Raw genomic sequence first — 23,849 nt, forward strand, 5'->3', positions numbered from 1 at the left:
ACCGGTTATCCGGAACACCTACGCAAGCAGCAGTCACAGGTGGTGCGGCACTTCAACAGTGCAGCACCGAATGCGCAGTACCTAACGAAGACGGTAATAAGCATGAATCTTCACGAGTATCAGGGTAAGCAGCTGTTCGCTGAGTACGGCCTGCCAGTATCCCAGGGTTTCGCCGTAGACACCCCGGAAGCAGCAGCAGAAGCGTGCGATAAAATCGGCGGGACCGAATGGGTTGTCAAAGCCCAGGTTCACGCAGGTGGTCGCGGTAAAGCGGGCGGCGTTAAGCTGGTTCGCAGCAGAGAAGACGCCAAAGCATTCGCTCAACAGTGGTTGGGCAAGCGTCTGGTGACTTACCAGACTGATGCCAATGGTCAGCCAGTCACCAAGATCCTGGTTGAATCGTGCACTGATATCGCTAAAGAGCTGTACCTGGGCGCTGTCGTTGACCGTTCGAGCCGTCGTATCGTGTTCATGGCTTCCACCGAAGGTGGCGTGGACATCGAGAAAATCGCTCACGACACGCCAGAAAAAATCCTGAAAGCCACGATCGATCCACTGGTTGGCGCTCAGCCATTCCAGGGTCGCGAGCTGGCATTCCAGCTGGGTCTGGAAGGTAAGCAAGTTACTCAGTTCGCCAAGATCTTCGTAGGTCTGGCCAAGCTGTTCAAGGATCACGACCTGGCTCTGCTGGAAGTGAACCCGCTGGTGATCAAGACTGACGGCGATCTGCATTGCCTCGATGCCAAGATCAACATCGACGCCAACGCCATGTACCGTCAGCCTAAGCTGAAGACTTTCCACGATCCGTCGCAAGACGATCCGCGCGAAGCGCACGCTGCCAAGTTCGAACTGAACTACGTAGCACTGGAAGGCAACATCGGTTGCATGGTCAACGGTGCTGGCCTGGCCATGGGTACCATGGACATCGTCAATCTGCATGGCGGCAAACCAGCCAACTTCCTCGACGTGGGCGGCGGTGCTACCAAAGAACGCGTTACCGAAGCGTTCAAGATCATCCTGTCCGACACTAACGTCGCTGCAGTATTGGTCAACATCTTCGGCGGCATCGTTCGTTGCGACATGATTGCCGAAGGCATCATCGGTGCAGTGAAAGAAGTCGGCGTGAAAATCCCGGTTGTTGTTCGCCTTGAAGGCAACAACGCTGAGCTGGGCGCTAAAGTACTGGCAGAAAGCGGTTTGAACATCATCGCGGCTACCAGCCTGACCGACGCTGCTCAACAAGTTGTCAAAGCTGCGGAGGGCAAATAATGAGCGTCCTGATCAATAAAGACACCAAAGTTATCTGCCAGGGTATTACCGGTTCGCAAGGTAGTTTCCACACCGAGCAAGCCATCGAATACGGCACCAAGATGGTTGGCGGCGTAACGCCTGGCAAAGGCGGCACCGAGCACCTGGGTCTGCCAGTGTTCAACACCGTGAAAGAAGCTGTAGCTGCTACTGGCGCCACCGCCAGCGTGATCTACGTTCCAGCTGCTTTCTGCAAGGACTCCATCCTGGAAGCAGCCTTCGGCGGCATCAAGCTGATCGTTTGCATCACTGAAGGCATTCCTACCCTGGATATGCTGGATGCCAAGGTCAAGTGCGACGAACTGGGCGTAGTCCTGATCGGTCCTAACTGCCCAGGCGTGATCACTCCAGGCGAATGCAAGATCGGCATCATGCCAGGTCACATTCACTTGCCAGGCAAGGTCGGTATCGTTTCCCGTTCCGGCACCCTGACCTACGAAGCTGTGAAGCAGACAACTGACGCTGGTTTCGGTCAGTCGACTTGCGTCGGCATCGGTGGTGACCCGATCCCGGGTTCGAACTTCATCGACATCCTGAAGCTGTTCCAGGAAGACCCGAAGACCGAAGCGATCGTAATGATCGGTGAGATCGGCGGTTCGGCTGAAGAAGAAGCAGCTGCCTACATCAAGGCACACGTGACCAAGCCGGTTGTTTCCTACATCGCTGGTGTGACTGCCCCTGCGGGCAAGCGCATGGGCCATGCTGGCGCAATCATCTCTGGCGGCAAGGGCACTGCAGACGAGAAGTTTGCTGCCCTGGAAGACGCAGGCGTTAAAACCGTGCGTTCGCTGGCAGACATCGGCAAGGCTTTGTCCGAGCTGACCGGTTGGGCGATCAAATAAGCCTCGCGCTTAGCTGACGCTTCACCAGACAAAGGCCACCTTCGGGTGGCCTTTGTTGTTTCTGGGTGATCGTTCCCACGCTCCGCGTGGGAATGCCGCCGGGGACGCTCCGCGTTCCGCCTTCGAATGCGACGCAGAGCGTCGCGGGATGCATTCCCACGCAGAGCGTGGGAACGATCTGACCTGAGGTGGAAAATTAGATATGTAAACGCGACACGGAAATGTCGCGTATCGGATAGTTCGCCCTCTAACAGTGCGTTTGTCAGGCAAATTCGTTAGGCTGGCAGCCATTTTTGCGCCCGCCGCCCACAAGGCCGCTATGCGCTAAACGGGTTGGCCCTATACGGATCGACAGCATTTCCCTCACCCACAGGGAAATCCCTCTCTAAATTCCGATTCAGTAGTGTGGTATTTCCTTAATGAAAGTGTTGAAAGGCCAGGACATCCTGGCACTTGGTTTTATGACGTTTGCCCTGTTCGTCGGGGCTGGCAACATTATCTTCCCGCCTATTGTCGGCTTGCAGTCCGGGCCTAATGTCTGGATGGCGGCGCTGGGCTTTCTGATCACGGCGGTTGGCCTGCCGGTGATCACCGTGGTCGCCCTGGCCAAAGTCGGCGGTGCCATGGATGCCTTGAGCAGCCCGATCGGTAAAGTCGCCGGTGGCATTCTGGCCGCTGCGTGCTACCTGGCGGTCGGTCCGTTGTTCGCCACGCCACGCACCGCCACTGTGTCCTTCGAGGTGGGCCTGGCGCCGCTGACCGGCGAGAGCCCGCTGGCATTGTTCCTCTACAGTTCGGTGTACTTCCTGCTGGTGTTCTTCATCTCGCTCTATCCGGGTCGTCTGCTGGACACCGTAGGACGCTTCCTAGCACCGCTGAAGATCATCGCCCTGGCTGTGCTCGGCATCGCCGCGTTCGCCTTGCCGGCCGGTGACATTGGCGTGGCTACGCCTGAATACGTCGCGGCACCGTTCTCCCAAGGCTTCATCAATGGTTACCTGACCATGGATACCCTGGGTGCGCTGGTGTTCGGCATCGTCATCGTTAACGCCATTCGTTCCCGAGGCGTCGAGTCGCCAGCCTTGATCACTCGTTACGCGATCATTGCCGGGCTGATTGCTGGCGTGGGTCTGGCGCTGGTGTATGTCAGCCTGTTCCGCCTCGGTTCGGGCAGCCATGAAGTGGCCGCCGGTGCCGCGAATGGTGCGGCGGTGCTGCATGCCTACGTGCAGCACACCTTCGGTTCCCTGGGCAGCGGTTTCCTTGCAGTGCTGATCTCGCTGGCCTGCCTGGTGACCGCGGTTGGCCTGACCTGCGCCTGCGCCGAATACTTCAGTCGGGTGCTGCCACTGTCCTACAAGACGTTGGTCATTATCCTGGCGGTGTTCTCGCTGTTTGTGTCCAACCTGGGCCTGACCAAGCTGATCGCGTTCTCGATCCCGGTGCTGACCGCAATCTACCCGCCATGCATCGCCCTGGTCGCCCTGAGCTTCTGCAAGGACTTCTGGCGTGACCAGCGCCGCATCGTCGGCCCGGTGATGCTGGTGTCGTTCATCTTCGGCCTGATCGACGCGCTCAAGGGCGCAGGCCTGGCGGACTGGATGCCGACGCAACTGTCGCACCTGCCGTTGAGCGAGCAAGGTCTGGCGTGGCTGGTGCCGTCGGTCATGACCCTGGTCGTGGCCGCCGTGTGCGACCGCATGCTTGGCAAGCGCGCCGAAGCGTTGGCGTAAACTGATCGTCCGTCACAAGCGGGCAATGGGTTGAAACACAAATGCCCCGTATCCATTGATACGGGGCATTTTTATTGGGCGCGATGCAGTGTCTTTTCCCGCGAAGCAACGTCGAACCACTACTAAAAACCGATGTGGGTCCACGCTTGTGTGGCGAGGGGGCTTGCCCCCGTTGGGTCGCGAAGCGGCCCCAAAGAATGGGCCTGCTGTGCAGCCCAACGGGGTCAAGCCCCCTCGCCACACAAGCCTCGCTCCTACACGTTCTGCCAACGTCTCACAGGGAATTGCATGTCGTTTATCCACGCCAACCTGATCCACCTGCTCGCCGCGCTCTGGTTTGTCATCTGCTGGGGCGGTTACACCCGTTATGCGACGTGGAAGGGCCGCGATACCGCGTGCCTGGCCAGCGTGTTGCATCTGTATCGCGAAGACTGGATGCGTCGCATGCTGCTGCGCGACAACCGCATCGCCGATGCCAGCGTGATCGGCAACCTGGAACGTAATGCCTCGTTCTTCGCCTCCAGCACGTTGATTATCCTGGCGGGCATTCTCACCGTGCTCGGCGCCTCCGAACGGGCGGTGTCGTTGCTGGCGGACATTCCCATGGTGCAGCAGGCGTCCCAGGGCATGTCGGAGATCAAGTTGCTGTGCCTGGCGCTGGTGTTCGTCTACGCGTTCTTCACCTTCAGTTGGTGCATGCGCCAGTACAACTTCGCGGCGATCCTGGTGGGGTCAGCGCCGATGATCGGCGAGCGGCATGTCTCCGAACAGGAGCGCAAAGCCTTCGCGGCACGGGCGGCGCGGGTGATTTCGATGGCGGCCAACCAGTTCAACTTCGGCCTGCGTTCGTACTATTTCGGCATGACCATGCTGGCGTGGTTCGTCAGTCCGTGGCTGTTCATGTTGATGAGCGCCGGCGTGGTGCTGGTGTTGTATCGCCGGGAGTTTCATTCCGACGTTCTCGATGTGATGGTCTATACCCCTACAGAGGCGCCATTGCCCGAAGCCAACAAAGAGGCCGCTTGATGAGTATTCCGTTCTGGTGTGTGTTTATCAGCGCATTGCTGATCTACGTGGCCCGCATGCCGGTGGCCAAGGCGATGAAAGAGCAGGGCGGCTACAACAATCACCTGCCGCGTCAGCAACAGGCGCAATTGACCGGTTTCGGTGCGCGTGCGGTGGCGGCTCATCAGAACTGTTTTGAGGCGTTCATCTTGTTTGCGGTGGGCGTGTTGATGGCGCACACCACGCAAACGCAGGGGTGGCTGATAGATTCGCTGGCGATCATTTTTGTGATCACGCGCATCATTTATTTGCTGTGTTATTGGGGCGATCTTGCCTGGCAGCGCAGCCTGGTGTGGTTGATCGGCCTGGTGTGTTCGTTGTTGCTGATGATCAGCCCGACGTTCAGGACCGTATTGCTCTAGCACGACAGGCCGGGGCATTGCGCAGCCGCATGATGGCGTTGTAACGTCCGGCTTCGGTTTCCCATGGAAGGCAGTTCTTGAACGGATTTCAAACGTGTCAGCCACCACGCCGCCGACGCGGCTGGTGGGTATGGGCCCTGATGGCCGGCAGTGCGCTGGCGCAGGCCTCCCCGTCCGCCGAGCCTCCCAAGCCCGAGGCCAAACGATTCGGCGATTTCCTGGTTGTCCCGCCGGCACCCACAAAAACGCTTGCTGGCTACGGACCGCAGTTGTCTATCAGTTTTCGTTCCCGCCAGTACCGGCCCTTCGGTTCCTGGGAAGTCGGTGGTGTGCGGCCGATCAAGGCGCTGAGCGAGGGGCAGCCCATGCTGTTGGCGGTCACCTCGGGCTACAGCGGCGTCGGTACGCTGCTCATCAGCGTACAAAATGGCGTGCCCTTGTCGCGGGTGTTAAGCCCAATCAACGATCTGAAACATCCCGACTGGGGCGTGCCGCAACCAGGGCGTGAGGAGGTTTTGCTGTTTAGGGGGTCCGGTCGCGCGTTGGATACCCACACCGGCGAAGTGCTGTGGTTTGACACCCGGTTCAAGGCCAAGGTCTACAGCTCCGGGGGGACACTGATGTCGGTGTCCCCGGACAATCGGCTGGCGGCGTTCCTGAACTTCAGACAAATATTGGTCGGCGGACGTGAGGACGGCCTGAGTGCGGCCTATCAGTTGCCAGCCGATGCCAACGTCGGTGAACTGGCCGATATTTCAAAGGCCGCTTATGCCCAGGCCGTCCAGGCACACAAGGATGGCAAGCCAAGCATTGATGACAAGCGTCTGGCCGAGGACATGACGATTGCCTGGTTTGCAACGCGCTTCCACTGGCAGGCCAAAAACGGCTCGTGGGAACTGGTCGGCCGTGGCCTGGGCCCCGCATTACCCCTTTCCGAGCGCTAAGCCTGATGAACAATTCACTAACGGGTCGTGGCGCCTTGCTGCTGATCGGTATCGCCGTGTCGCTGGGTGGTTGCGTCACTGAGGATGGCTCCACCGACAGGGAGTTCCTGTCCGAAAACCTGGACGTCGATAAAGCGTTGCTGACGTTTGATGTCGCCTTCGCATTGGCGCCGGATTACAAGCCGTCCCAAAGTCAGTTTCATCGCGACGACCGTATCACTTACAGCGGCTTCCCCTATATCGAGGTGCCTTATTTCCAGAAAGGCCTGGACGTTGATACCGGCCTGACCGGGCTGCCCTACGTCCTGCCGATTCCCTATCCGGTGCCCAAGATCGAGACTGGGCGCAGCACCTACAAGGTGTTTGGCCAGCGGCTGGACGAACTGCACTATCGTTTCGTGGTACCGAGCAAATCGATGTGGAACAGCGGCCACACCTTCTCATTGTTATTTCAGCGTCGGGAACGGTGGGACAGCATTACCTTTCGCTTCAATACACAGACCGCCTGCGCATCGACTTTGAAGGTGATAACGCCGGACTACGGTTATCCGTTATCCGTCAGTGCCAAGTTTAAAAACCAGGCGAGCTGTTTGACCGTGTGTGATGGTCGACCGGGCTATTCGGGTGAATGTGCCTTTCAGCCACCACCAACTAGCGGCGGTTGAAATTGCTGTAAGGGTAAATGCCAGGCAAAAGAAAACCCGCACTTGGCGGGTTTTCTTTAATCACGCTAAAAACTGTTTTAGTTTTTAGGTGCTTCGGTTGGAGCGGCCGGAGCGGACTCCTGTGCTGCAGCTTTGTTCGATTCAGCCTGAGCTTTGGCGGCTTCGGCGTTTTCTTTCGCAGCGTCGTTCACTTTATCCTGTGCTTTGTTCATGTCTTGCTGAGCTTGCTCAGCATGTTGGTTAGCATCTTGAGCTTTGTCCTCGGATTTTTTATCGCACGCAGCGAGACCGAGGGAAGCGGTCAACATCAAGGCAATAGCTAAAGTCTTACGCATGGGGTGTTTCTCCTTATGGAAAATATCTACTGGCCTTTCGAGCACAGCCGTCAGCGATAAGTTCCTCATTTCATACAGATATATAAGTTTTAAACCTGATTGAACTTTTACCTGATAACCCAATGCGTTGATCCGATACTAAGAAGAGTTCCTATCCAATGGCCGAAAACCCCGTTTTTGAGCGCGCAACACGATTTCTCTCGGCACTGCGACATTGTCAGGTGCTCGGTTTACGAGTTCACAGCGCGAGTACGGACGGACTAACGGTCGTCCTGCCCTACAGCCCGCAAATCGTTGGCAATCCACAAACCGGGGTCATTCACGGGGGCGCTTTGACGTCGCTGATGGACACCGCTTTAGGCATGTCGACTCTGTGCGTACTGCCGGAATTCGAAGTCTGCCCGACCCTCGACCTGCGCATCGACTACATGCACGCCGCCGAACCCCATAGGGATGTCTACGGTTTCGCCCAATGTTACCGGGTGACCACCGATGTGATCTTCGCCCGGGGCTTTGCCTACCAGGACGATCCCGAGCAGCCCATCGCCCATGTGGTCGGCACCTTCATGCGCATGGGCAAAGGCATCAAGGGCACCAAAGGCTTTGGTGGCGCCATCGCTGGAGGTGCGAAATGACTGACTCGTTCAAGGAACAACTGCAACAGGCCCATGCGCAAGGGGACTACGCCTCGCTGCTGCACCTGATTCCCTACGCCAAGTTGATCGGCATCGAATGTTCACGGGTGGGGGATGAGCTGCTGTTTCGCCTGCCGGCGAACAAGGACAACATTGGTAACCCTTTATTGCCGGCGATCCATGGCGGCGTGATCGCCGGGTTCATGGAGCTGTCGGCCGCGTTGCACCTGTTGATTTTCACTGGCTCGCCCGGTGTACCGAAGATCATCGACTTCTCCCTCGACTACCTGCGCGCGGGGCAATTTCGCGATACCTGGGCGCGCTGCCAGGTGTGTCGCCAGGGGCGGCGGGTGGCCAACGTGGCGGTGACGGCCTGGCAAAGCACCGAAGCCGAGCCGATTGCCACGGCCCGTGGACATTTCAAAATCGAAGAGCCCTTGAAATCCTGAACTCAGCCCCAAACTCTGATGACAACCCGCCGTCGACCCTGAAGGTCACGGCCACTGCCATCTGATTGGAGTTTGATGACCATGAGTGTGGAAACTCAAAAGGAAACCCTGGGCTTCCAGACCGAGGTGAAGCAACTGCTGCACCTCATGATCCATTCGCTGTATTCCAACAAGGAAATTTTCCTTCGCGAGTTGATCTCGAACGCCTCTGACGCTGTCGACAAATTACGTTTCGAAGCCCTGTCCAAGCCTGAGTTGCTGGAAGGTGGCGCCGAACTGAAAATCCGAGTGAGCTTCGACAAGGACGCGAAAACCGTCACCCTCGAAGACAACGGTATCGGCATGAGCCGCGAAGACGCGATCACCCACCTGGGGACGATCGCCAAGTCCGGCACCGCTGATTTCATGAAACACCTGTCCGGCGATCAGAAGAAAGATTCGCACCTGATCGGTCAGTTCGGTGTGGGTTTCTACTCCGCTTTCATCGTTGCCGATAAGGTTGACGTGTTCAGCCGTCGCGCCGGTGCTGCCGCTTCCGAAGGCGTGCATTGGTCGTCCAAGGGCGAGGGCGACTTCGAAGTTGCCACCGTCGAGAAAGCCGAGCGCGGCACCCGTATCGTTCTGCACCTGAAGTCCGGTGAAGACGAATTCGCTGATGGCTGGCGCCTGCGCAACATCATCAAGAAGTACTCCGATCACATCGCTTTGCCGATCGAGTTGCCGAAAGAAGTGGCAGCCGTTGAAGGCGAAGAGGCACCGGCCGTTGAGTGGGAAACCGTCAACCGCGCCAGCGCCCTGTGGACCCGTCCTCGTACCGAGATCAAGGACGAGGAATACCAGGAGTTCTACAAGCACATCGCCCATGACTTCGAGAACCCACTGAGCTGGAGCCACAACAAGGTCGAAGGCAAGCTGGAATACAGCTCGCTGCTCTACGTGCCGACCCGTGCTCCGTTCGACCTGTACCAGCGTGAAGCGCCGAAAGGCCTGAAGCTGTACGTGCAGCGTGTGTTCGTGATGGATCAGGCCGAGTCGTTCCTGCCGTTGTACCTGCGCTTCATCAAAGGCGTGGTCGACTCCAACGACCTGTCGCTGAACGTGTCGCGGGAAATCCTGCAGAAAGACCCGATCATCGATTCCATGAAGTCGGCGCTGACCAAGCGCGTTCTGGACATGCTGGAAAAACTGGCGAAGAACGAGCCTGAGCAATACAAAGGCTTCTGGAAAAACTTCGGCCAGGTCATGAAAGAAGGCCCGGCTGAAGATTTCGCCAACAAAGAGAAAATCGCTGGTCTGCTGCGTTTCGCCTCCACCCAGGGCGAAGAAGGCGAGCAAGTGGTCGGTCTGGCTGACTACCTGGCCCGCGCCAAGGAAGGTCAGGACAAGATTTACTACCTGACCGGCGAAACCTACGCGCAAGTCAAAAACAGCCCGCACCTGGAAGTCTTCCGCAAGAAAGGCATCGAAGTGCTGCTGCTGACCGACCGTATCGACGAGTGGCTGATGAGCTACCTCAGCGACTTCGACGGCAAGAGCTTTGTCGACGTGGCACGCGGTGACCTGGACCTGGGCAACCTGGACTCGGAAGAGGACAAGAAAGCCGCGGAAGAAGTCGCCAAGTCCAAAGAAGGCCTGGTTGAGCGTCTGAAAACCGCACTGGGCGATTCTGTCGCTGAAGTCCGGGTTTCCCATCGCCTGACCGACTCCCCGGCGATCCTCGCTATCGGCGAACAGGACCTGGGCATGCAAATGCGTCAGATCCTCGAAGCCAGCGGGCAGAAGGTTCCGGATTCGAAGCCGATCTTCGAATTCAACCCGGCTCACCCGCTGATCGAGAAACTCGACGCCGAGCAGAGCGACGAGCGCTTCGGCGACCTGTCGCACATCCTGTTCGATCAGGCGGCCCTGGCGGCCGGCGACAGCTTGAAAGACCCGGCAGCCTACGTGCGCCGTCTCAACAAGCTGTTGGTTGAACTGTCGGTTTAACTGCGTTGTACAAAAACCCGCTTCGGCGGGTTTTTTTATTCTTGAGACTCAGGAGTCTGAAATGAGCCAAGTCACTGTGCGTTCCGTGGTCTATCAGCTTGATGGCCAGTCTTACGAAAGCCGCCTGGCCTTTGATGCCGACCACAAAGGGCCACGCCCGGGTCTGTTGATGGCGCCGAACTGGATGGGCATCAGCGCCGGTGCCGAAGAGATTGCCAAGTCAGTGGCGGCCAAAGGTTATGTGGTGCTGATCGCCGACCTGTACGGCCAGTCGGTGCGTCCGCAGAACGGCGACGAGGCGGGCGCGGCGATGATGCCGCTGAAGAGTGACCGTGGCCTGTTGCGCCAGCGTATGCAGGCGGCGTTCGAGCAGTTGCAGGCTCAGGGCGATGCGGCGGTCGATACCTCGAAACTGGCCACCTTCGGTTTCTGCTTTGGTGGTTGCTGCGCGCTGGAACTGGCCCGCAGCGGTGCGCCGGTGAAAGCGGCGGTGTCGTTCCATGGCTCGCTGGATACGCCGAACGTCAACGATGCGAAAAACATCAACGGCTCGGTACTGGTGTTGCACGGGGCGTCCGATCCGCTGGTGCCGAAAGAGCAACTGCCGGCGTTCGAAGCTGAAATGAACGCGGCGGGCGTGGATTGGCAACTGCTGAGCTATGGCGGCGCGGTGCACTCGTTTACCGATCCACATGCGAATGTGCCGGGCAAAATGATGTATGACGCGAAGACCGCCAGTCGGGCGTTTGTGTCGATGCATAACTTGCTGGATGAAGTGTTCAGCGGCTGATGATCGTTCCCGCACGGAGCGTTTGATCGTTCCCACGCGCAGCAAAGGAATGCCTCCAGGGACGCTCCGCGTTCCAATGGGACGCAGAGCGTCCCGGGCTGCATTCCTTTGCTGCGCGTGGGAACGATCATGTCAGCGCGGCAGTTCGATCCTTTCACTTTCCCCTGGCACCGTCGGCCAATCCCCGGCCGCCCAGCGTCGGCGAGCTTCATCAATCGCCGCCGGATCGCTCGCCACAAAATTCCAGTTGATCCGCCGTGGCCCATCCAGCGGTGCACCGCCGAACAGCACGGCGTGACAGTCGCTCTCGGCAAACAACGTCATCTCTTCCCCGACCGGCAACACCACCAGCGAATGCGGCTCTATCAACTCGCCATCCAGTTGTACCTCGCCGTCCAGCACATACAGTGCCCGTTCTTCGTGTTCGGTGGGAATCAGCAAAGTCGTCGCCGTTTGCAGGTTCAGTTCGGCATACAAGGTAGGAGAAAGCACCGGCACCGGCGATTCCAGGCAAAAGCCTGACCCGGCAATCATCCGGATCTTCACCCCGAGGTTGTCGCTGACCGGCAGCGTGGCCGCCGGGTGATGGCTGTAATGCCCCGGACCCTGCTCATGCTCTTTGGGTGATGCCAGCCAGATCTGCAAACCGTGCATCGTGAAGCCGCTGTCTTTCAGCGCTTCAGGCGTGCGTTCAACGTGTGCTATCGCGCTGCCGGCAGTCATCCAGCTGACATCTCCAGTGCCTACAACCTGATCGGAACCGAGGCTGTCCTTGTGCTGGATCTGCCCCTGGAACAAATAGGTAAGGGTCGACAGACCGATGTGCGGATGTTGTCGGATGTTCATGCCTTTACCCGGCGGATAACGGGTTTCGAGCATGTGGTCGAAAAACACGAAAGGCCCGACGCTGCGGCATTTGGCTGACGGCAATGGGCGAAGAATCGGCTGACCTTCGACATCTTCGGCGCGGGGGCGGATCACGAGGGGCGTGTTCATGCGGCTTTCCAGGCTGGGCGGGTGATGCACAGAGCATAACCCGCCGCTGACATCGCCGTGGTTACTGGCTGTCGAAGCCCTGTGGGGCGTGGGTTTCGATAGTGACCTCGGTGGTGGTCATCAGTTTATGAATCGGGCAGCGATCCGCGACACGCAGCAATTCCTCGCGCTGGGCGTCGCTGAGCACACCTTTGAGCGTGAGGGTCACGTGCAGCGCGTATTTGCCTTTCTGTTCTTGGCTATTGTCGCGTTTGACTTCGACACCCACGCCGGTCAGCGGGATGTCTTTTTTCTTGGCGTACATTTTCAAGGTCAGGGCCTTGCAGGCCCCGAGGGCGGCGTCGAAGTAATCGTGGGGCTCCGGCGCCGAGCCCTCGCCACCGGCTGAGGTGGGTACATCGGCGAACAGTTCGTGATCATCGATCTGGACAGTGTGACGAAAGCCTTCGCTGGAAATGGTATTGACGGTAACAGTCATGGGAAACCTCTTCGGCAGTAGGAAAAGTCATTCGAGCAAAAACGGACCCTGAAGGTATAGAGCATCTGTGCTGTGCTGCGTTCCACTTTGTTGCCGGCTGAACCCTGGTTGGCGCCGTGGGGTCTATGTCGCTAATGCCCCCGGAGATTGCTCGTGCCCCAGACCCGCTTGCGCCTCGCCTGGTTGTTACTGCTGTGCAGCGCATCCGCCAACGCCCGCGAATACGCCTACAGCGATGCGCACCTGCATTACGTGGATTTCTTCCAGGAAACGGCGGGAATGCCGACATTGCTCAAGGCGATGGCTGACAACTCCATCGATCACGTGATGATTTCCGGCATCCCGGTGGCCAAGAAATGGCATGAAGACGAACCCAAGCGCCCGCGCTATTACGCCGGTGATGATGCCGACGCCTATTGGTACAGCGCGACCGACGTGATCGTTGCCGCTGCGGTGAACAAGCTTACGCCCGAGCAACGTCAGCGTTTTCACCCGTTCCTGTCGGGCTTCAACCCCAACGATAAAAACTCCGAGGCGCATATCCAGCGCATGCTCGATCTCAATCCGGGGCTGTGGCAGGGCATCGGCGAAGTCTTCACCCGGCACGATGACCTGACGGCCCTGACCTCGGGAGATACGCCGCGCGCCAACAATGAGGCGATGACGCGGATTTATCATCTGGCCGCCGAAAACGACCTGCCGGTAATGCTGCATTCCAACCTCACCTCCAAGCGTGAGAAAAATCCGCTGTACCTCGCGGAAGTCGAAGAGCCGCTGCGTAATCACCCGCACACCCGGTTTATCTGGGCCCACGCCGGCACCAGCGTGGAGATCCATCGGCATCAGACCCAGCTGGATTTTCTGTTGCCGACCCTGACCCGAATGCTTGAGGCGTACCCGAACCTGTTCATCGACCTGTCGTGGAGCATGCTCACGCCGTATCTATTGGATGAGCAGGGCAAGCCTCGGGAGGAGTGGCTGAAACTGGTGGAGCGCTTCCCGGAGCGGTTCATGCTGGGTTCGGATGTGGTGGGACGTTTCAACAAGCTCGGTCAGGAAATGCGCAGCTTTGACCCATTTCTTGATGCCTTGCCTGAGGACGTTGCGCGAAAAGTCGCACGGGACAATTTCCTTTCGATTCTGCCCAAAGAGAGAAAGGGGTTATTGCGCTGAAGAGATTGCGGCCTTCGGCAGCTTCTACAGCAGATCGTATTTCTTCCGAAGGAGCTGCCGTAGGCTGCGATCTTTTGCTGTTATCTACCGCGCTGAATCGTTCCCGCCCGAGGATCGAAGTAGCAAAGCGTTTTGATATCACGTTTCGGTCTTACGCAAAATTTCCCGGGGCCGATACCTTCTAAGGCAACCCGCTGTAGGGAAATGCAGTGTTCATTGGAAGGAACCAAAGCAATGAGTATCCGAAATCTCAATATTGCGCCGCGCGCGAGTCTGGGTTTTGGCCTGTTGGCATTGATGGTGTTCGGTTTGGGGGCGTTCGCCCTGCAACAAATGTCGAACATGCGGGCTCAATCCGACCAGGTCGATAACAACTGGCTACCCAGCGTGATGGCCGTCGGGGAAATGAGTCAGGACATGCTGCGGCTGCGTGCCTTGACCATGCGCCTGCTGATCAACCGCGATCCCCAGGCGTTGGCCCAGAATGTCGGCAAGCTCAATGAACTCAAAGGCGTGCTCGGCGATGCACAGCAACGCTATAACGCGTTGATCGTGCTGCCCGAAGAGCGCTCGCTGTTTGATCGCTTTAAAGCGGCGGAGCAAAAATACCTGCAATTCCAGGGGCAGGTGATGAACCTGTCCAGCCAAGGGCGGGTTGAGGAGGCAGCGGTCATCGTCAATGACGAGATGAGCCCGTTGGCCGATGACATCGCCGTCACCCTCAAATCCCTGGTGGAACTGAACAAACAGAACGCCAACCTGGCGACCGAAGCGGCGCGTCTGGTGTTCAGCAATTCCCGGGTGTGGGTCGGGGTGATGGTCGCCATTGCGGCACTGATGACCATTGGCTTGGCGTTATTGTTGACCCGCAGCATCGTCCTGCCGCTGTCCCAGTCGTTGCGGGTGGCCGAGATTGTGGCGGGCGGCGACCTGACGGGCGATATCAGCATCACCGGCAAGGACGAGCCGGCGCGATTGCTCCATGCGCTCAAGAGCATGCAGCAGAGCCTGCGCGAGACTATTCGGCGCATTTCCGACTCGTCCAGCCAATTGGCCTCGGCCTCGGAAGAACTCAGTTGCGTTACGGAAGACGCCACCCGTGGCTTGCACCAGCAGAGCCTGGAAATCGAACAGGCCGCCACGGCGGTCAATCAGATGACCGCGGCGGTGGAAGAAGTGGCGAGCAACGCGGTGGCCACGTCCGAAGCGTCCCGAGAGTCTGACCGGATTGCCCAGCACGGCCGTGAGCAAGTGCATCAGACCGTGCTGTCCATCGAATCCCTGGCAGACGATGTCACCGCCAACGCGACCCAGGTCGAGGACCTGGCGCAGAAGGTCTATGGCATCAGCAAGGTGCTGGATGTGATTCGCTCGATCGCCGAGCAGACCAATTTGCTGGCCCTGAACGCGGCGATCGAAGCGGCCCGCGCGGGGGATGCCGGGCGCGGTTTTGCCGTGGTGGCGGACGAGGTGCGGGCGCTGGCCCATCGCACGCAACAGTCGACCCAGGAAATCGAGCAGATGATCAGCGGCATCCAGCAAGGCACCGATTCGGCCGTCAGCTCGATGCAACAGAGCAATAGCCGGGCGCGCTCGACCCTGGAAGTGGCGAAGGCGGCGGGGGTGGCGCTGGAGGAGATTGCCTCGGCGTTTACCTTGATCAACGAGCGCAACATCGTGATCGCCAGCGCTTCGGAGGAGCAGGCAGCGGTGGCGCGGGAGGTGGATCGCAACCTGATGAACATTCGTGATCTGGCGTTGCAGACCTCGGCGGGGGCGAACCAGACCAGTGCCTCGAGCCAGGAGTTGTCGCGGTTGGCGGTGGATTTGAACAGCATGGTGGCGCGGTTTTCGGTCTGATCCATCGTTCCCATGCTCCGCGTGGGAACAATCGGCAAAAAAAAGCCCCGCAATCGCGGGGCTTTTTGTGTTGATCCGGATCAGCTGCCTTTGACAGCCTTGCCGTTGACCGTACCGTCCAGGAGCATGATGTTGTACTCCTTGCCGTCGGTTTCAACCTGTTGCAGGCGGACCAGCAGGTAATCCCAGTCCTTGGCGAACCACATCACGGTGATGCGTTTGCTTTGCGTCGGGTCGCGTACGCGCTCGACCTTGATCGCATCGATCTGGCCAGCCTTGGTGTCGACTTTTTCCGGGCCCAGCACGCGGAAGTCATAGGTATCGACTTCGCCGTCATCGACGACCTGGTAGCTCATGCTTTTCTTGCCAGCGGCCACGTCGTGTTGCAGGGCCAGCTGATAAGTGGATTTGTCGACCATGCCACGGTTGAGTGGGATCTTGACCGGGTCACCGCGATCGGTGCCGGTGACCATTTTGGCGGTCCAGTCGAAGTCCAGGTCTGCCTTCTTGGCTTTGCCCAGGCCGCCACGTTCAAAGTGGTAGGACTGAGGCAGCAAGGTGTCCTTGTCCAGGGTCAGGGTGCTTTGTTCGGACAGGCTGGCGATCATCATCGACGCCTTGAAGCTGAGCGTCCAGACACCGTTGGCGCCCTTGACCAGGCTGCGTTCGGCGGTGCCGCTCATGGGCAGCTGTTTCCAGTCGGCGGTGTAGCTGGCGGAGAAGGGTTGAAGGTCTGCGGCCTGCGCGAAGGGCAGGGCGAGCAGAGCGCAAGCGAAGAGCAAGGCGCGACGCATAATATCTCCTAGGTTCGAATCAAGTGGCCGCTGGCCGCGAGTAACTTTTCATCCAGTAAAGCACCGTGTTCGCCGAGGGCTAAACGACCTTCGGCAAACCAGCGTACGGCCATCGGGTAGATCAGGTGTTCCTGAACGTGGACCCGCTGCGCCAGACTCTGCGGCGAATCGTGCAACTCTACCGGTATTACTGCCTGTACGACCAGAGGTCCGCCATCGAGTTCCTCGGTAACGAAGTGCACGGAGCAGCCGTGCTCGGTGTCTCCGGCCTCCAGCGCGCGCTGGTGAGTGTGTAACCCTTTGTATTTGGGCAGCAACGAGGGATGGATATTGAGCAGGCGACCCTGGTAATGACGCACGAAACCGGCGCTGAGAATGCGCATGAAACCGGCGAGTACCACGAGTTTGGGATTGAAGGCGTCGATCAGTTCGATCAGCGCGGCGTCGAAGGCCTCGCGGCCCTCGAAAGCCTTGTGATCCAGGGCGCGGGTGTCGATACCCGCGTCCCTGGCGCGTTGCAGGCCGTAGGCGTCGGCGCGGTTGGAAATCACCGCAGCGATGCGGACCGGGCTGTCGCCGGTCCGCGTGCTGTCGATCAAGGCCTGCAAGTTACTGCCGGTGCCGGACAACAGCACCACCACATCACAGGTGACAGACATTAATGAGCCTTGAGGTTCTTCAGTTCGACCTGAGCCGCGCCTTCGGCAGCGGTGGAGATCTGACCGATGACCCAAGGCTGCTCGCCGGCTTCACGCAGCACGTTCAGCGCGGTTTCAACGTGCTCTTGAGCCACGCAGATGACCATGCCGACGCCGCAGTTCAGCACGCGGTGCATTTCGTTTTCGTCGACGTTGCCTTTCTCTTGCAGCCAGTCGAACACCGCAGGGCGGGTCCAGCTCGCGACATCAACGACAGCTTGCGCGCCTTTTGGCAGTACGCGCGGGATGTTGTCCAGCAGGCCGCCACCGGTGATGTGGGCCATGGCTTTGACCGCGCCGGTGTCCTTGATCAGCTTGAGCAACGGCTTCACGTAGATACGGGTCGGGGCCATCAGCAGGTCGGTCAGCGGTTTGCCGTCGAGCTGGATGTTTTCGATGTCGGCACCGGACACTTCGATGATCTTGCGGATCAGCGAGTAGCCGTTGGAGTGCGGGCCGGAAGACGGCAGGGCGAGCAGGGCATCGCCGGCCGCGACTTTGGAACCGTCGATGATTTCGGATTTTTCCACGACGCCGACGCAGAAGCCGGCCAGGTCGTAGTCTTCACCTTCGTACATGCCAGGCATTTCAGCGGTTTCGCCGCCGACCAGGGAGCAGCCGGACAGTTCGCAGCCGGCGCCGATGCCGGTCACGACCTGGGTCGCGGTTTCGACGTTGAGTTTGCCGGTGGCATAGTAGTCGAGGAAGAACAGCGGCTCGGCGCCGCACACCACCAGGTCGTTGACGCACATGGCGACCAGGTCGATGCCGATGCTGTCGTGCTTGTTCAGGTTCAGCGCCAGGCGCAGCTTGGTGCCGACGCCGTCGGTGCCGGAAACCAGCACAGGCTGCTTGTAGCCGGCCGGGATTTCGCAGAGGGCGCCGAAACCGCCCAGGCCGCCCATGACTTCCGGGCGCGCAGTGCGCTTGGCGACGCTCTTGATGCGTTCGACCAATGCTTCACCGGCGTCGATGTCTACACCGGCGTCCTTGTAGCTCAGGGAGGGTTGCTTGCTCATGATCCAGGCCTTTAGGGGGGATTCAGGGGTAACGACCGAGTCCATTAGGGCCGCCGAAACAACGTAGGCGAAAGCCTTGCGCGCTATTCCGACACTGCCCGGCTGTTGCCGGTCTGCGAAGGCGCGCGATTTTATCAGGCTTGAGAGGCAGCGGCCATCCTCGCGCCGACGGCAGGGGCATATCCCGTTAAAAAAACCGCAATTGCCCGTGTGGGTGGCGTCGCTCATGCCTGTATAAGGTATCGCCATTAACCGTCTATCGTTATGACAGTGTGAAAAACTTATCGAGGCCGGGTGAATGTTTTGCGCGGGGTGATGGTCACAGCCTTGCTCCATACGTTCACGCGGCCAGTTCCAGCCGCTCTTGTCGTCAGGAATCTTCCATGCGTTTTTTTTCTAAATTTATGTTTGCCGGTTGTTTGTCGCTTGTCACCCTGGCGAGTCATGCCGAACCCGTGAAAAATCTTTATCAGGTCCGCCAGCCGGTCAGCGGTCAGAGCCCGGAGATCCGCGATCAGGCGACCCAGGCGGCGCTGGATACATTGGTGCTGCGCCTCACCGGCGATCCCAAGTCTGTGCAAAACCCGGGGTTGGCGGCGATCCGCAAAGACCCGCAGCAAATCATCAGCCAGTACGGCTTTGACGCCGGGCCGCCGGAAGTGCTCAAGGTCGATTTCGACCCGGCCACCACCGATCAGGCGCTGCGCCGTGCCGGGCTGTCGTTGTGGGGCGCGAATCGGCCGTCGATCCTGGGCTGGTGGTTGAATGACTCCACCGAGGGTTCGAGCCTGGTGGGCGACGGCCAGGCCAGCGCGGCGCCATTGCGGCGTGCAGCGCAACACCGCGGTTTGCCATTGCGCCTGCCGCTGGCGGATTTGAGTGAGCAACTGGTGGCCACGGCCCCCAATCTTGAAGGCAGCGATGCGGCCCCCTTGCGCGGTGCATCGGAACGCTACAACGCGGACGCCTTGCTGGCGGTGCATGCCCATGAAGAGGGCGGCCAGTGGCAGGCCAAGTGGCATTTGTGGCTGGGCGACCAGAAGGAAGCGGGCAGTGTGCAGGGCGCGGACCAGGCGGCGGTGACCGATGCGGTCATGCTGGCGGTGGCTGAGCGCCTGGCGCCACGTTTTGTGGTCAAGGCCGGCGCGTCGAGCGAACAATTGCTTGAAGTGCAGGGCATGAACCTGGAGCGCTATGCGGCGCTGGGCCGTTTACTCGATCCTTTCGGCGGGCGCCTGTTCAGTATCGACGGCGACCGTGTTGTTTATCGCATCAACGGCAGTGCCGAGCAGTTGCGCTCGCAGTTGTCACTGGCGAAGTTGCAAGAGGTGCCGGCCGGTGAGGCGCCTGCACCGGTCACGCCGGTCACTCCGGTGGCGCCAGTGGCCGACGGTTCCGCGCCCGTCGCAGCGCCGACTCCGGCACCCGTGCCGCAGTTGCGATTCCGTTGGTAAGGTTTTCTTTCTTTATATAGATGCATAGGGAGTTGTACATGGCCGATACGCGGCGGTGGTTCTGGTTGGGTGGGGTGGTCCTGCTCTGCGCGTTTGTCTGGCTGTTGCATCCGATCCTGACGCCATTTCTGGTGGCGCTGCTGTTGGCCTATCTGTTCGATCCCCTGGTGGATCGCCTGGAGAGGGCCGGTCTGTCACGGACCTGGGGCGTGGTGGCGGTGTTTGCGCTGTTTACCTTGATCTTCACCACGTTGCTGTTGGTGCTGGTGCCATTGCTCGCCAAGCAGTTGTTCCGCTTGTACGAACTCGCGCCGCAGATGCTTGATTGGTTGCAGCACACCGCGTTGCCGTGGGCGCAATCGAAGTTTGGCTTGTCGGATAACTTCTGGAAGTTCGACAAGCTCAAGGCTGCGATCAGCGAACACATGGGCCAGACCACCGACATTGTTGGCGTGGTGCTGAGCCAGGCGACGGCTTCCGGGCTGGCGCTGATCGGCTGGCTGGCGAATCTGGTGCTGATCCCGGTGGTGAGTTTCTACCTGCTGCGCGATTGGGACCTGATGATGGCGAAGATCCGCAGCCTGCTACCCCGTGATCGCGAAGAACGCGTGGTGACCCTGGCCGGCGAATGCCATGAAGTGCTCGGGGCGTTTGTGCGCGGACAGTTGCTGGTGATGCTGGCGCTGGGCGTGATCTATGCCGCCGGTTTGATGCTGCTCGGGCTGGAGCTGGGGCTGTTGATCGGCCTGATTGCCGGTTTGGCGGCAATCGTGCCGTACATGGGCTTTGTCATCGGCATTGGCGCGGCGCTGATCGCTGGACTGTTCCAGTTCCATGGCGATCTCTACCCGATGCTCGGCATTGTCGCGGTGTTCATGGTCGGGCAGGCGCTGGAAGGCATGGTGCTCACGCCATTGCTGGTCGGCGACCGGATCGGTCTGCACCCGGTGGCGGTGATTTTCGCGATTCTGGCCGGTGGCGAGCTGTTCGGCTTTACCGGCGTGCTGCTGGCGTTGCCGGTGGCGGCGGTGATCATGGTGCTGGTGCGCCATCTACATGATTTGTATAAAGATTCGGATGTGTACAGCGGGGTCGACGAACCCGAGCTGTAAAGTCGTCTGATCCCCCATGACGGGCGGCCTGGTTTCCTGCCAGGCTGGCCCGATTCCCTCCGGTGGCTGTCACATGCACCGCCAAAGAAACTGCCATAAAACCAGTGCATTAACGCAAACCTTTGATTTTGCTTGTGGTCTGCCGCATTGTGCGGGCTGCCCCACGGGTATAAACTTCGCAAACTTTACACAGAGGCCACTAACGGTTCCTTTGGAACTGTTCAGTCAGCATGAAACCGATTCAGCTGCCCCTAGGTGTGCGTCTGCGTGATGACGCTACCTTTATCAATTACTACCCAGGCGCCAATGCCGCTGCACTCGGCTATGTCGAGCGGCTATGCGAAGCCGACGCCGGCTGGACCGAAAGCCTGATTTACCTCTGGGGCAAGGACGGGGTAGGGCGCACGCACTTGTTGCAGGCGGCATGCCTGCGCTTCGAGCAGATGGGCGAACCGGCGGTGTATCTGCCGCTGGCTGAGTTGCTGGATCGCGGCATTGAAATCCTCGACAACCTCGAACAATACGAACTGGTCTGCCTTGATGATCTGCAAGCCGTCGCCGGCCGGGCGGATTGGGAAGAGGCGTTGTTTCACCTGTTCAACCGTCTGCGTGACAGCGGTCGGCGTCTGTTGATTGCCGCTTCGACCTCGCCGCGTGAACTGCCGGTGAAGCTGGCGGATCTCAAATCGCGCCTGACCCTGGCGCTGATCTTCCAGATGCGCCCACTCTCCGACGAAGACAAATTGCGTGCCCTGCAGTTGCGCGCATCCCGTCGCGGTTTGCACCTGACTGACGAAGTCGGGCATTTCATCCTGACTCGCGGCACCCGCAGCATGAGTGCGCTTTTCGAGCTGCTTGAACGTCTCGATCAGGCTTCGCTTCAAGCCCAGCGCAAGCTGACCATCCCCTTCTTGAAAGAAACCCTAGGCTGGTAAATCCGGGGCCTGCAGCGGGTTTTGACATATTCCAGGCGCCAGAAAATCCGCTTTCCTGCAGGGGCGCAGGCTGCGCAAACATTCAAAATGGGCTTAAGCGCTTAGATGTAAACGAGAAACCGAGAAGTCACAAAAAGATCGATTGAATTTGCAAATGAGGTTGATAGCGGGCATAGTCTCGGCTTCTTTACAACTATCAGCCACGGTCGTGCCCATGCTAAATCGCTTCGCACCCCTCGTGCCTCTCGCACTCGTCACCCTGTTGTTCGGTTGCGCTGCTCACTCTCCAGTGTCCCAGCAGGCGCCTCAACAGCAGGTTAAAAACTCTGTTACCGCCCAATCTTCCGTTCTTTATCAGGAAGAGGTGGCCACCGAAAAGGAACTGGCAGACTTCGCCGATGGCAAGTCCTACCAGCTTCCGGTTCTGGCCGACAGCATCCTCGAACGTGGCATGTCCCTGATCGGTACTCGTTACCGTTTCGGCGGTACCTCTGAAGCCGGTTTCGACTGCAGCGGTTTCATCGGCTATCTGTTTCGTGAAGAGGCCGGCATGAACCTGCCGCGCTCCACTCGCGAAATGATCAACGTGGACGCCCCTCTGGTGTCGCGCAACAACCTGAAGCCTGGCGACTTGCTGTTCTTCGCCACCAACGGTCGTCGCGGTCGCGTCAGTCACGCCGGTATCTACCTCGGTGATGACCAGTTCATCCACTCCAGCAGCCGCAAAAGCGGTGGCGTGCGGGTCGATAACCTGGGCGACAGCTACTGGAGCAAGACCTTCATCGAAGCCAAGCGCGCACTCGCGATGGCTCCGACCGTGGTCACTGCTCGCAAGTAAGCACACTTTATGTAAGGCGAACTTAAAGTCTTACTTGAAGTTTGGCGCATAGGCGCTAGAATCCTGATCTATTATTGATGGCAAACCGCCTGCGCCCAGCGCAGGCGGTTTTCTTTTCTGTCCTTCCGACAGAAAAAGCCGCAGCCCGATCAGGTGTTTTGCTTATGACAATGTCAGCCCGCCTCACCCTGATGTTCTTCGCAGCGCTGCTCAGCGGCTGCGCCAGCCGCACACCACCGCCATCTGCGCCCGTGGTTCGCGCGCCGATTGTTTTCAGTGCCGCCCAATCATTCTCGCCTGAAGCCGAAGACGTGTTGTTCCGCGCCTTGGGCCTGGTGGGCACGCCGTATCGCTGGGGCGGCAACACGCCGGATTCCGGGTTCGATTGCAGCGGCCTGATCGGTTACGTCTACCGTGACGTCACCGGCATTTCCCTGCCGCGCACCACCCGCGAGATGATCAGCATGCAAGCGGCCAATGTCGGCAAGGAAGGCCTGCAAACCGGCGACCTGATCTTCTTCGCCACCAACGGCGGCTCCCAAGTCAGCCACGCCGGAATTTATGTCGGTGAAGGCCGCTTCGTCCACGCCCCGGCCACCGGCGGCACGGTGAAGCTCGACAGCTTGTCCAAAGCCTATTGGCAGAAAGCCTACCTGAGCGCCAAACGCGTCTTGCAACCTGAGCACCTGGCGCGTAATCAGTAATTTTCCCGGCAAGAGGTTGTCATGACCGCTCGCACGCTCAATCTCGACGATTCCCTCTATAGCTACCTGCTCGACGTTTCCCTCAGGGAAACGCCGCTGCTCAAGCGTTTGCGCGATGAAACCCAGGCGCTGCCCACGGCGCGCTGGCAGGTAGCGCCGGAGCAGGGGCAGTTCCTCGCCTTGCTGGTCAAGCTCACCGGCGCCCGGCGTTTGCTGGAAGTGGGCACCTTCACCGGTTACAGCGCCTTGTGCATGGCGGCGGCGCTGCCGGATGACGGCTCGCTGATCTGTTGCGATATCCCTGGCGACTACAACGCCACGGCCGTGCGTTACTGGCAGGAGGCAGGCCTGGCCGAGCGCATCGACCTGCGCCTGGCGCCAGCGCTGGAAACCCTTGCGCAACTGTCAGGGCCGTTTGACCTGATCTTCATCGATGCCGACAAGGCCAACTACCCGAGTTATCTGGAACACGCCCTGCGTTTATTGCGGGTGGGTGGTTTGGCGGTGTTCGATAACACGTTGTGGAGTGGGCGGGTGCTGGAGAGCAATCCCGACAGTGCGGACACGCGGGCGATTCAAGCGCTGAATCGAGCCTTGAAGGGGGACGCACGAGTGGATTTGTCGTTATTGCCGATTGGCGATGGATTGACGCTGTGCCGCAAACGGTAAGTGTC

The 23,849-nt window shown here is 59.3% G+C and carries 25 protein-coding genes; 19 read left to right on the plus strand and 6 right to left on the minus strand.

Going from position 1 to position 23,849, the window contains the following annotated elements:
* Window positions 1-102 precede the first annotated feature (102 nt).
* The 7 genes from sucC to ACY4LX_RS09930 all read left to right on the plus strand — a co-directional run bounded on the left by sucC (window position 103) and on the right by ACY4LX_RS09930 (window position 6,919).
* Window positions 103-1,269, plus strand: a complete 1,167-nt coding sequence (gene sucC / locus ACY4LX_RS09900; RefSeq protein ID WP_463259787.1) for an ADP-forming succinate--CoA ligase subunit beta — start codon at window positions 103-105, stop codon at window positions 1,267-1,269.
* Window positions 1,269-2,150 carry a succinate--CoA ligase subunit alpha gene (gene sucD / locus ACY4LX_RS09905; protein ID WP_149656969.1) on the plus strand — a complete coding sequence of 294 codons (882 nt, stop codon included), beginning with the start codon at window positions 1,269-1,271 and terminating at the stop codon, window positions 2,148-2,150. Before sucC ends, sucD begins: the two co-directional genes overlap by 1 nt.
* A gap of 419 nt (window positions 2,151-2,569) precedes the next feature.
* Window positions 2,570-3,883, plus strand: coding sequence for a branched-chain amino acid transport system II carrier protein (gene brnQ, locus ACY4LX_RS09910; protein WP_463259788.1), 1,314 nt, complete (start codon window positions 2,570-2,572; stop codon window positions 3,881-3,883).
* A 288-nt stretch (window positions 3,884-4,171) separates the two neighbouring features.
* Window positions 4,172-4,909, plus strand: coding sequence for a DUF599 domain-containing protein (locus tag ACY4LX_RS09915; protein ID WP_133836535.1), 738 nt, complete (start codon window positions 4,172-4,174; stop codon window positions 4,907-4,909).
* The gene (locus ACY4LX_RS09920; protein ID WP_149656967.1) at window positions 4,909-5,310 is read left to right on the plus strand and encodes an MAPEG family protein; all 402 of its coding nucleotides are present in this window, start codon (window positions 4,909-4,911) and stop codon (window positions 5,308-5,310) included. Before ACY4LX_RS09915 ends, ACY4LX_RS09920 begins: the two co-directional genes overlap by 1 nt.
* Before the next feature lie 77 nt (window positions 5,311-5,387).
* Complete coding sequence (locus ACY4LX_RS09925; RefSeq protein WP_463259789.1) at window positions 5,388-6,254, plus strand: hypothetical protein; 867 nt, start codon at window positions 5,388-5,390, stop codon at window positions 6,252-6,254.
* Between the two features lie 5 nt (window positions 6,255-6,259).
* Window positions 6,260-6,919: a hypothetical protein gene (locus ACY4LX_RS09930; protein ID WP_463259790.1), complete on the plus strand. Its 660-nt coding sequence runs from the start codon at window positions 6,260-6,262 to the stop codon at window positions 6,917-6,919.
* 77 nt (window positions 6,920-6,996) lie between these two features.
* Here the strand turns inward: ACY4LX_RS09930 and ACY4LX_RS09935 are convergent, their stop codons facing one another.
* On the minus strand, window positions 6,997-7,254 hold the full coding sequence (locus ACY4LX_RS09935) for a hypothetical protein (protein ID WP_149656965.1): 258 nt from the start codon (window positions 7,252-7,254) through the stop codon (window positions 6,997-6,999).
* Window positions 7,255-7,412: 158 nt separating this feature from the next.
* Between ACY4LX_RS09935 and ACY4LX_RS09940 the strand changes: the two genes are divergently transcribed.
* The 4 genes from ACY4LX_RS09940 (at window position 7,413) to ACY4LX_RS09955 (ending at window position 11,114) form a co-directional block, all read left to right on the plus strand.
* Window positions 7,413-7,889 carry a PaaI family thioesterase gene (locus tag ACY4LX_RS09940; protein WP_463259791.1) on the plus strand — a complete coding sequence of 159 codons (477 nt, stop codon included), beginning with the start codon at window positions 7,413-7,415 and terminating at the stop codon, window positions 7,887-7,889.
* Window positions 7,886-8,338, plus strand: a complete 453-nt coding sequence (locus tag ACY4LX_RS09945; RefSeq protein ID WP_149656963.1) for a PaaI family thioesterase — start codon at window positions 7,886-7,888, stop codon at window positions 8,336-8,338. The genes ACY4LX_RS09940 and ACY4LX_RS09945 overlap by 4 nt, the downstream gene beginning before the upstream one ends.
* A gap of 81 nt (window positions 8,339-8,419) precedes the next feature.
* Window positions 8,420-10,324 carry a molecular chaperone HtpG gene (gene htpG, locus ACY4LX_RS09950; RefSeq protein ID WP_149656962.1) on the plus strand — a complete coding sequence of 635 codons (1,905 nt, stop codon included), beginning with the start codon at window positions 8,420-8,422 and terminating at the stop codon, window positions 10,322-10,324.
* A 61-nt stretch (window positions 10,325-10,385) separates the two neighbouring features.
* Window positions 10,386-11,114, plus strand: a complete 729-nt coding sequence (locus tag ACY4LX_RS09955; RefSeq protein ID WP_463259792.1) for a dienelactone hydrolase family protein — start codon at window positions 10,386-10,388, stop codon at window positions 11,112-11,114.
* A 132-nt stretch (window positions 11,115-11,246) separates the two neighbouring features.
* On the opposite strand, the gene ACY4LX_RS09960 is transcribed toward ACY4LX_RS09955, so the two are convergent.
* The gene (locus ACY4LX_RS09960; protein ID WP_149656960.1) at window positions 11,247-12,110 is read right to left on the minus strand and encodes a pirin family protein; all 864 of its coding nucleotides are present in this window, start codon (window positions 12,108-12,110) and stop codon (window positions 11,247-11,249) included.
* A 61-nt stretch (window positions 12,111-12,171) separates the two neighbouring features.
* Entirely contained in the window at window positions 12,172-12,588 is a 417-nt protein-coding gene (locus tag ACY4LX_RS09965) for an OsmC family protein (RefSeq protein WP_149656959.1), read from the minus strand.
* Window positions 12,589-12,741: 153 nt separating this feature from the next.
* Here ACY4LX_RS09965 and ACY4LX_RS09970 point away from each other — a divergent pair, with 153 nt between their 5' ends.
* A complete protein-coding gene (locus tag ACY4LX_RS09970; protein WP_149656958.1) occupies window positions 12,742-13,761 on the plus strand; it encodes an amidohydrolase family protein in 1,020 nt (339 codons plus the stop codon).
* Window positions 13,762-13,995: 234 nt separating this feature from the next.
* Window positions 13,996-15,621 carry a methyl-accepting chemotaxis protein gene (locus ACY4LX_RS09975; protein WP_463259793.1) on the plus strand — a complete coding sequence of 542 codons (1,626 nt, stop codon included), beginning with the start codon at window positions 13,996-13,998 and terminating at the stop codon, window positions 15,619-15,621.
* Between the two features lie 80 nt (window positions 15,622-15,701).
* Here the strand turns inward: ACY4LX_RS09975 and ACY4LX_RS09980 are convergent, their stop codons facing one another.
* The 3 genes from ACY4LX_RS09980 to purM are packed head-to-tail and all read right to left on the minus strand — an operon-like array spanning window position 15,702 to window position 18,132.
* Complete coding sequence (locus ACY4LX_RS09980; RefSeq protein ID WP_149656956.1) at window positions 15,702-16,415, minus strand: DUF3108 domain-containing protein; 714 nt, start codon at window positions 16,413-16,415, stop codon at window positions 15,702-15,704.
* An 8-nt stretch (window positions 16,416-16,423) separates the two neighbouring features.
* The gene (gene purN / locus ACY4LX_RS09985; RefSeq protein ID WP_149656955.1) at window positions 16,424-17,074 is read right to left on the minus strand and encodes a phosphoribosylglycinamide formyltransferase; all 651 of its coding nucleotides are present in this window, start codon (window positions 17,072-17,074) and stop codon (window positions 16,424-16,426) included.
* Entirely contained in the window at window positions 17,074-18,132 is a 1,059-nt protein-coding gene (gene purM / locus ACY4LX_RS09990) for a phosphoribosylformylglycinamidine cyclo-ligase (protein WP_133836547.1), read from the minus strand. The genes purN and purM overlap by 1 nt, the downstream gene beginning before the upstream one ends.
* Before the next feature lie 383 nt (window positions 18,133-18,515).
* Between purM and ACY4LX_RS09995 the strand changes: the two genes are divergently transcribed.
* The 6 genes from ACY4LX_RS09995 to ACY4LX_RS10020 all read left to right on the plus strand — a co-directional run bounded on the left by ACY4LX_RS09995 (window position 18,516) and on the right by ACY4LX_RS10020 (window position 23,844).
* Window positions 18,516-19,586 carry a DUF2066 domain-containing protein gene (locus ACY4LX_RS09995; protein WP_463259794.1) on the plus strand — a complete coding sequence of 357 codons (1,071 nt, stop codon included), beginning with the start codon at window positions 18,516-18,518 and terminating at the stop codon, window positions 19,584-19,586.
* A 38-nt stretch (window positions 19,587-19,624) separates the two neighbouring features.
* Complete coding sequence (locus ACY4LX_RS10000; protein ID WP_463259795.1) at window positions 19,625-20,698, plus strand: AI-2E family transporter; 1,074 nt, start codon at window positions 19,625-19,627, stop codon at window positions 20,696-20,698.
* 230 nt (window positions 20,699-20,928) lie between these two features.
* On the plus strand, window positions 20,929-21,633 hold the full coding sequence (gene hda, locus ACY4LX_RS10005; RefSeq protein ID WP_054049492.1) for a DnaA regulatory inactivator Hda: 705 nt from the start codon (window positions 20,929-20,931) through the stop codon (window positions 21,631-21,633).
* A gap of 214 nt (window positions 21,634-21,847) precedes the next feature.
* Entirely contained in the window at window positions 21,848-22,471 is a 624-nt protein-coding gene (locus ACY4LX_RS10010) for a C40 family peptidase (protein WP_149656952.1), read from the plus strand.
* Between the two features lie 164 nt (window positions 22,472-22,635).
* Window positions 22,636-23,175, plus strand: coding sequence for a C40 family peptidase (locus ACY4LX_RS10015; RefSeq protein ID WP_463259796.1), 540 nt, complete (start codon window positions 22,636-22,638; stop codon window positions 23,173-23,175).
* Between the two features lie 21 nt (window positions 23,176-23,196).
* Window positions 23,197-23,844, plus strand: coding sequence for an O-methyltransferase (locus tag ACY4LX_RS10020; RefSeq protein WP_463259797.1), 648 nt, complete (start codon window positions 23,197-23,199; stop codon window positions 23,842-23,844).
* The last annotated feature ends 5 nt before the right edge of the window (window positions 23,845-23,849 follow it).

The organism is Pseudomonas sp. Emmai (genome assembly GCF_055179735.1).

Bases quoted from the DNA above. Each gene is read 5' to 3' on its own strand.
- sucD (WP_149656969.1), top strand. From the start codon at position 1,269: ATGAGCGTCCTGATCAATAAAGACACCAAAGTTATCTGCCAGGGTATT.
- purM (WP_133836547.1), bottom strand. From the start codon at position 18,132: ATGAGCAAGCAACCCTCCCTGAGCTACAAGGACGCCGGTGTAGACATC.
- sucC (WP_463259787.1), top strand. From the start codon at position 103: ATGAATCTTCACGAGTATCAGGGTAAGCAGCTGTTCGCTGAGTACGGC.
- htpG (WP_149656962.1), top strand. From the start codon at position 8,420: ATGAGTGTGGAAACTCAAAAGGAAACCCTGGGCTTCCAGACCGAGGTG.
- ACY4LX_RS09980 (WP_149656956.1), bottom strand. From the start codon at position 16,415: ATGCGTCGCGCCTTGCTCTTCGCTTGCGCTCTGCTCGCCCTGCCCTTC.
- ACY4LX_RS09965 (WP_149656959.1), bottom strand. From the start codon at position 12,588: ATGACTGTTACCGTCAATACCATTTCCAGCGAAGGCTTTCGTCACACT.
- ACY4LX_RS10010 (WP_149656952.1), top strand. From the start codon at position 21,848: ATGCTAAATCGCTTCGCACCCCTCGTGCCTCTCGCACTCGTCACCCTG.
- ACY4LX_RS10020 (WP_463259797.1), top strand. From the start codon at position 23,197: ATGACCGCTCGCACGCTCAATCTCGACGATTCCCTCTATAGCTACCTG.
- ACY4LX_RS09940 (WP_463259791.1), top strand. From the start codon at position 7,413: ATGGCCGAAAACCCCGTTTTTGAGCGCGCAACACGATTTCTCTCGGCA.
- ACY4LX_RS09915 (WP_133836535.1), top strand. From the start codon at position 4,172: ATGTCGTTTATCCACGCCAACCTGATCCACCTGCTCGCCGCGCTCTGG.
- ACY4LX_RS09930 (WP_463259790.1), top strand. From the start codon at position 6,260: ATGAACAATTCACTAACGGGTCGTGGCGCCTTGCTGCTGATCGGTATC.
- purN (WP_149656955.1), bottom strand. From the start codon at position 17,074: ATGTCTGTCACCTGTGATGTGGTGGTGCTGTTGTCCGGCACCGGCAGT.
- ACY4LX_RS09935 (WP_149656965.1), bottom strand. From the start codon at position 7,254: ATGCGTAAGACTTTAGCTATTGCCTTGATGTTGACCGCTTCCCTCGGT.
- brnQ (WP_463259788.1), top strand. From the start codon at position 2,570: ATGAAAGTGTTGAAAGGCCAGGACATCCTGGCACTTGGTTTTATGACG.
- ACY4LX_RS09945 (WP_149656963.1), top strand. From the start codon at position 7,886: ATGACTGACTCGTTCAAGGAACAACTGCAACAGGCCCATGCGCAAGGG.
- ACY4LX_RS10015 (WP_463259796.1), top strand. From the start codon at position 22,636: ATGACAATGTCAGCCCGCCTCACCCTGATGTTCTTCGCAGCGCTGCTC.
- ACY4LX_RS09955 (WP_463259792.1), top strand. From the start codon at position 10,386: ATGAGCCAAGTCACTGTGCGTTCCGTGGTCTATCAGCTTGATGGCCAG.
- ACY4LX_RS09975 (WP_463259793.1), top strand. From the start codon at position 13,996: ATGAGTATCCGAAATCTCAATATTGCGCCGCGCGCGAGTCTGGGTTTT.
- ACY4LX_RS09960 (WP_149656960.1), bottom strand. From the start codon at position 12,110: ATGAACACGCCCCTCGTGATCCGCCCCCGCGCCGAAGATGTCGAAGGT.
- ACY4LX_RS09995 (WP_463259794.1), top strand. From the start codon at position 18,516: ATGCGTTTTTTTTCTAAATTTATGTTTGCCGGTTGTTTGTCGCTTGTC.
- ACY4LX_RS10000 (WP_463259795.1), top strand. From the start codon at position 19,625: ATGGCCGATACGCGGCGGTGGTTCTGGTTGGGTGGGGTGGTCCTGCTC.
- ACY4LX_RS09920 (WP_149656967.1), top strand. From the start codon at position 4,909: ATGAGTATTCCGTTCTGGTGTGTGTTTATCAGCGCATTGCTGATCTAC.
- hda (WP_054049492.1), top strand. From the start codon at position 20,929: ATGAAACCGATTCAGCTGCCCCTAGGTGTGCGTCTGCGTGATGACGCT.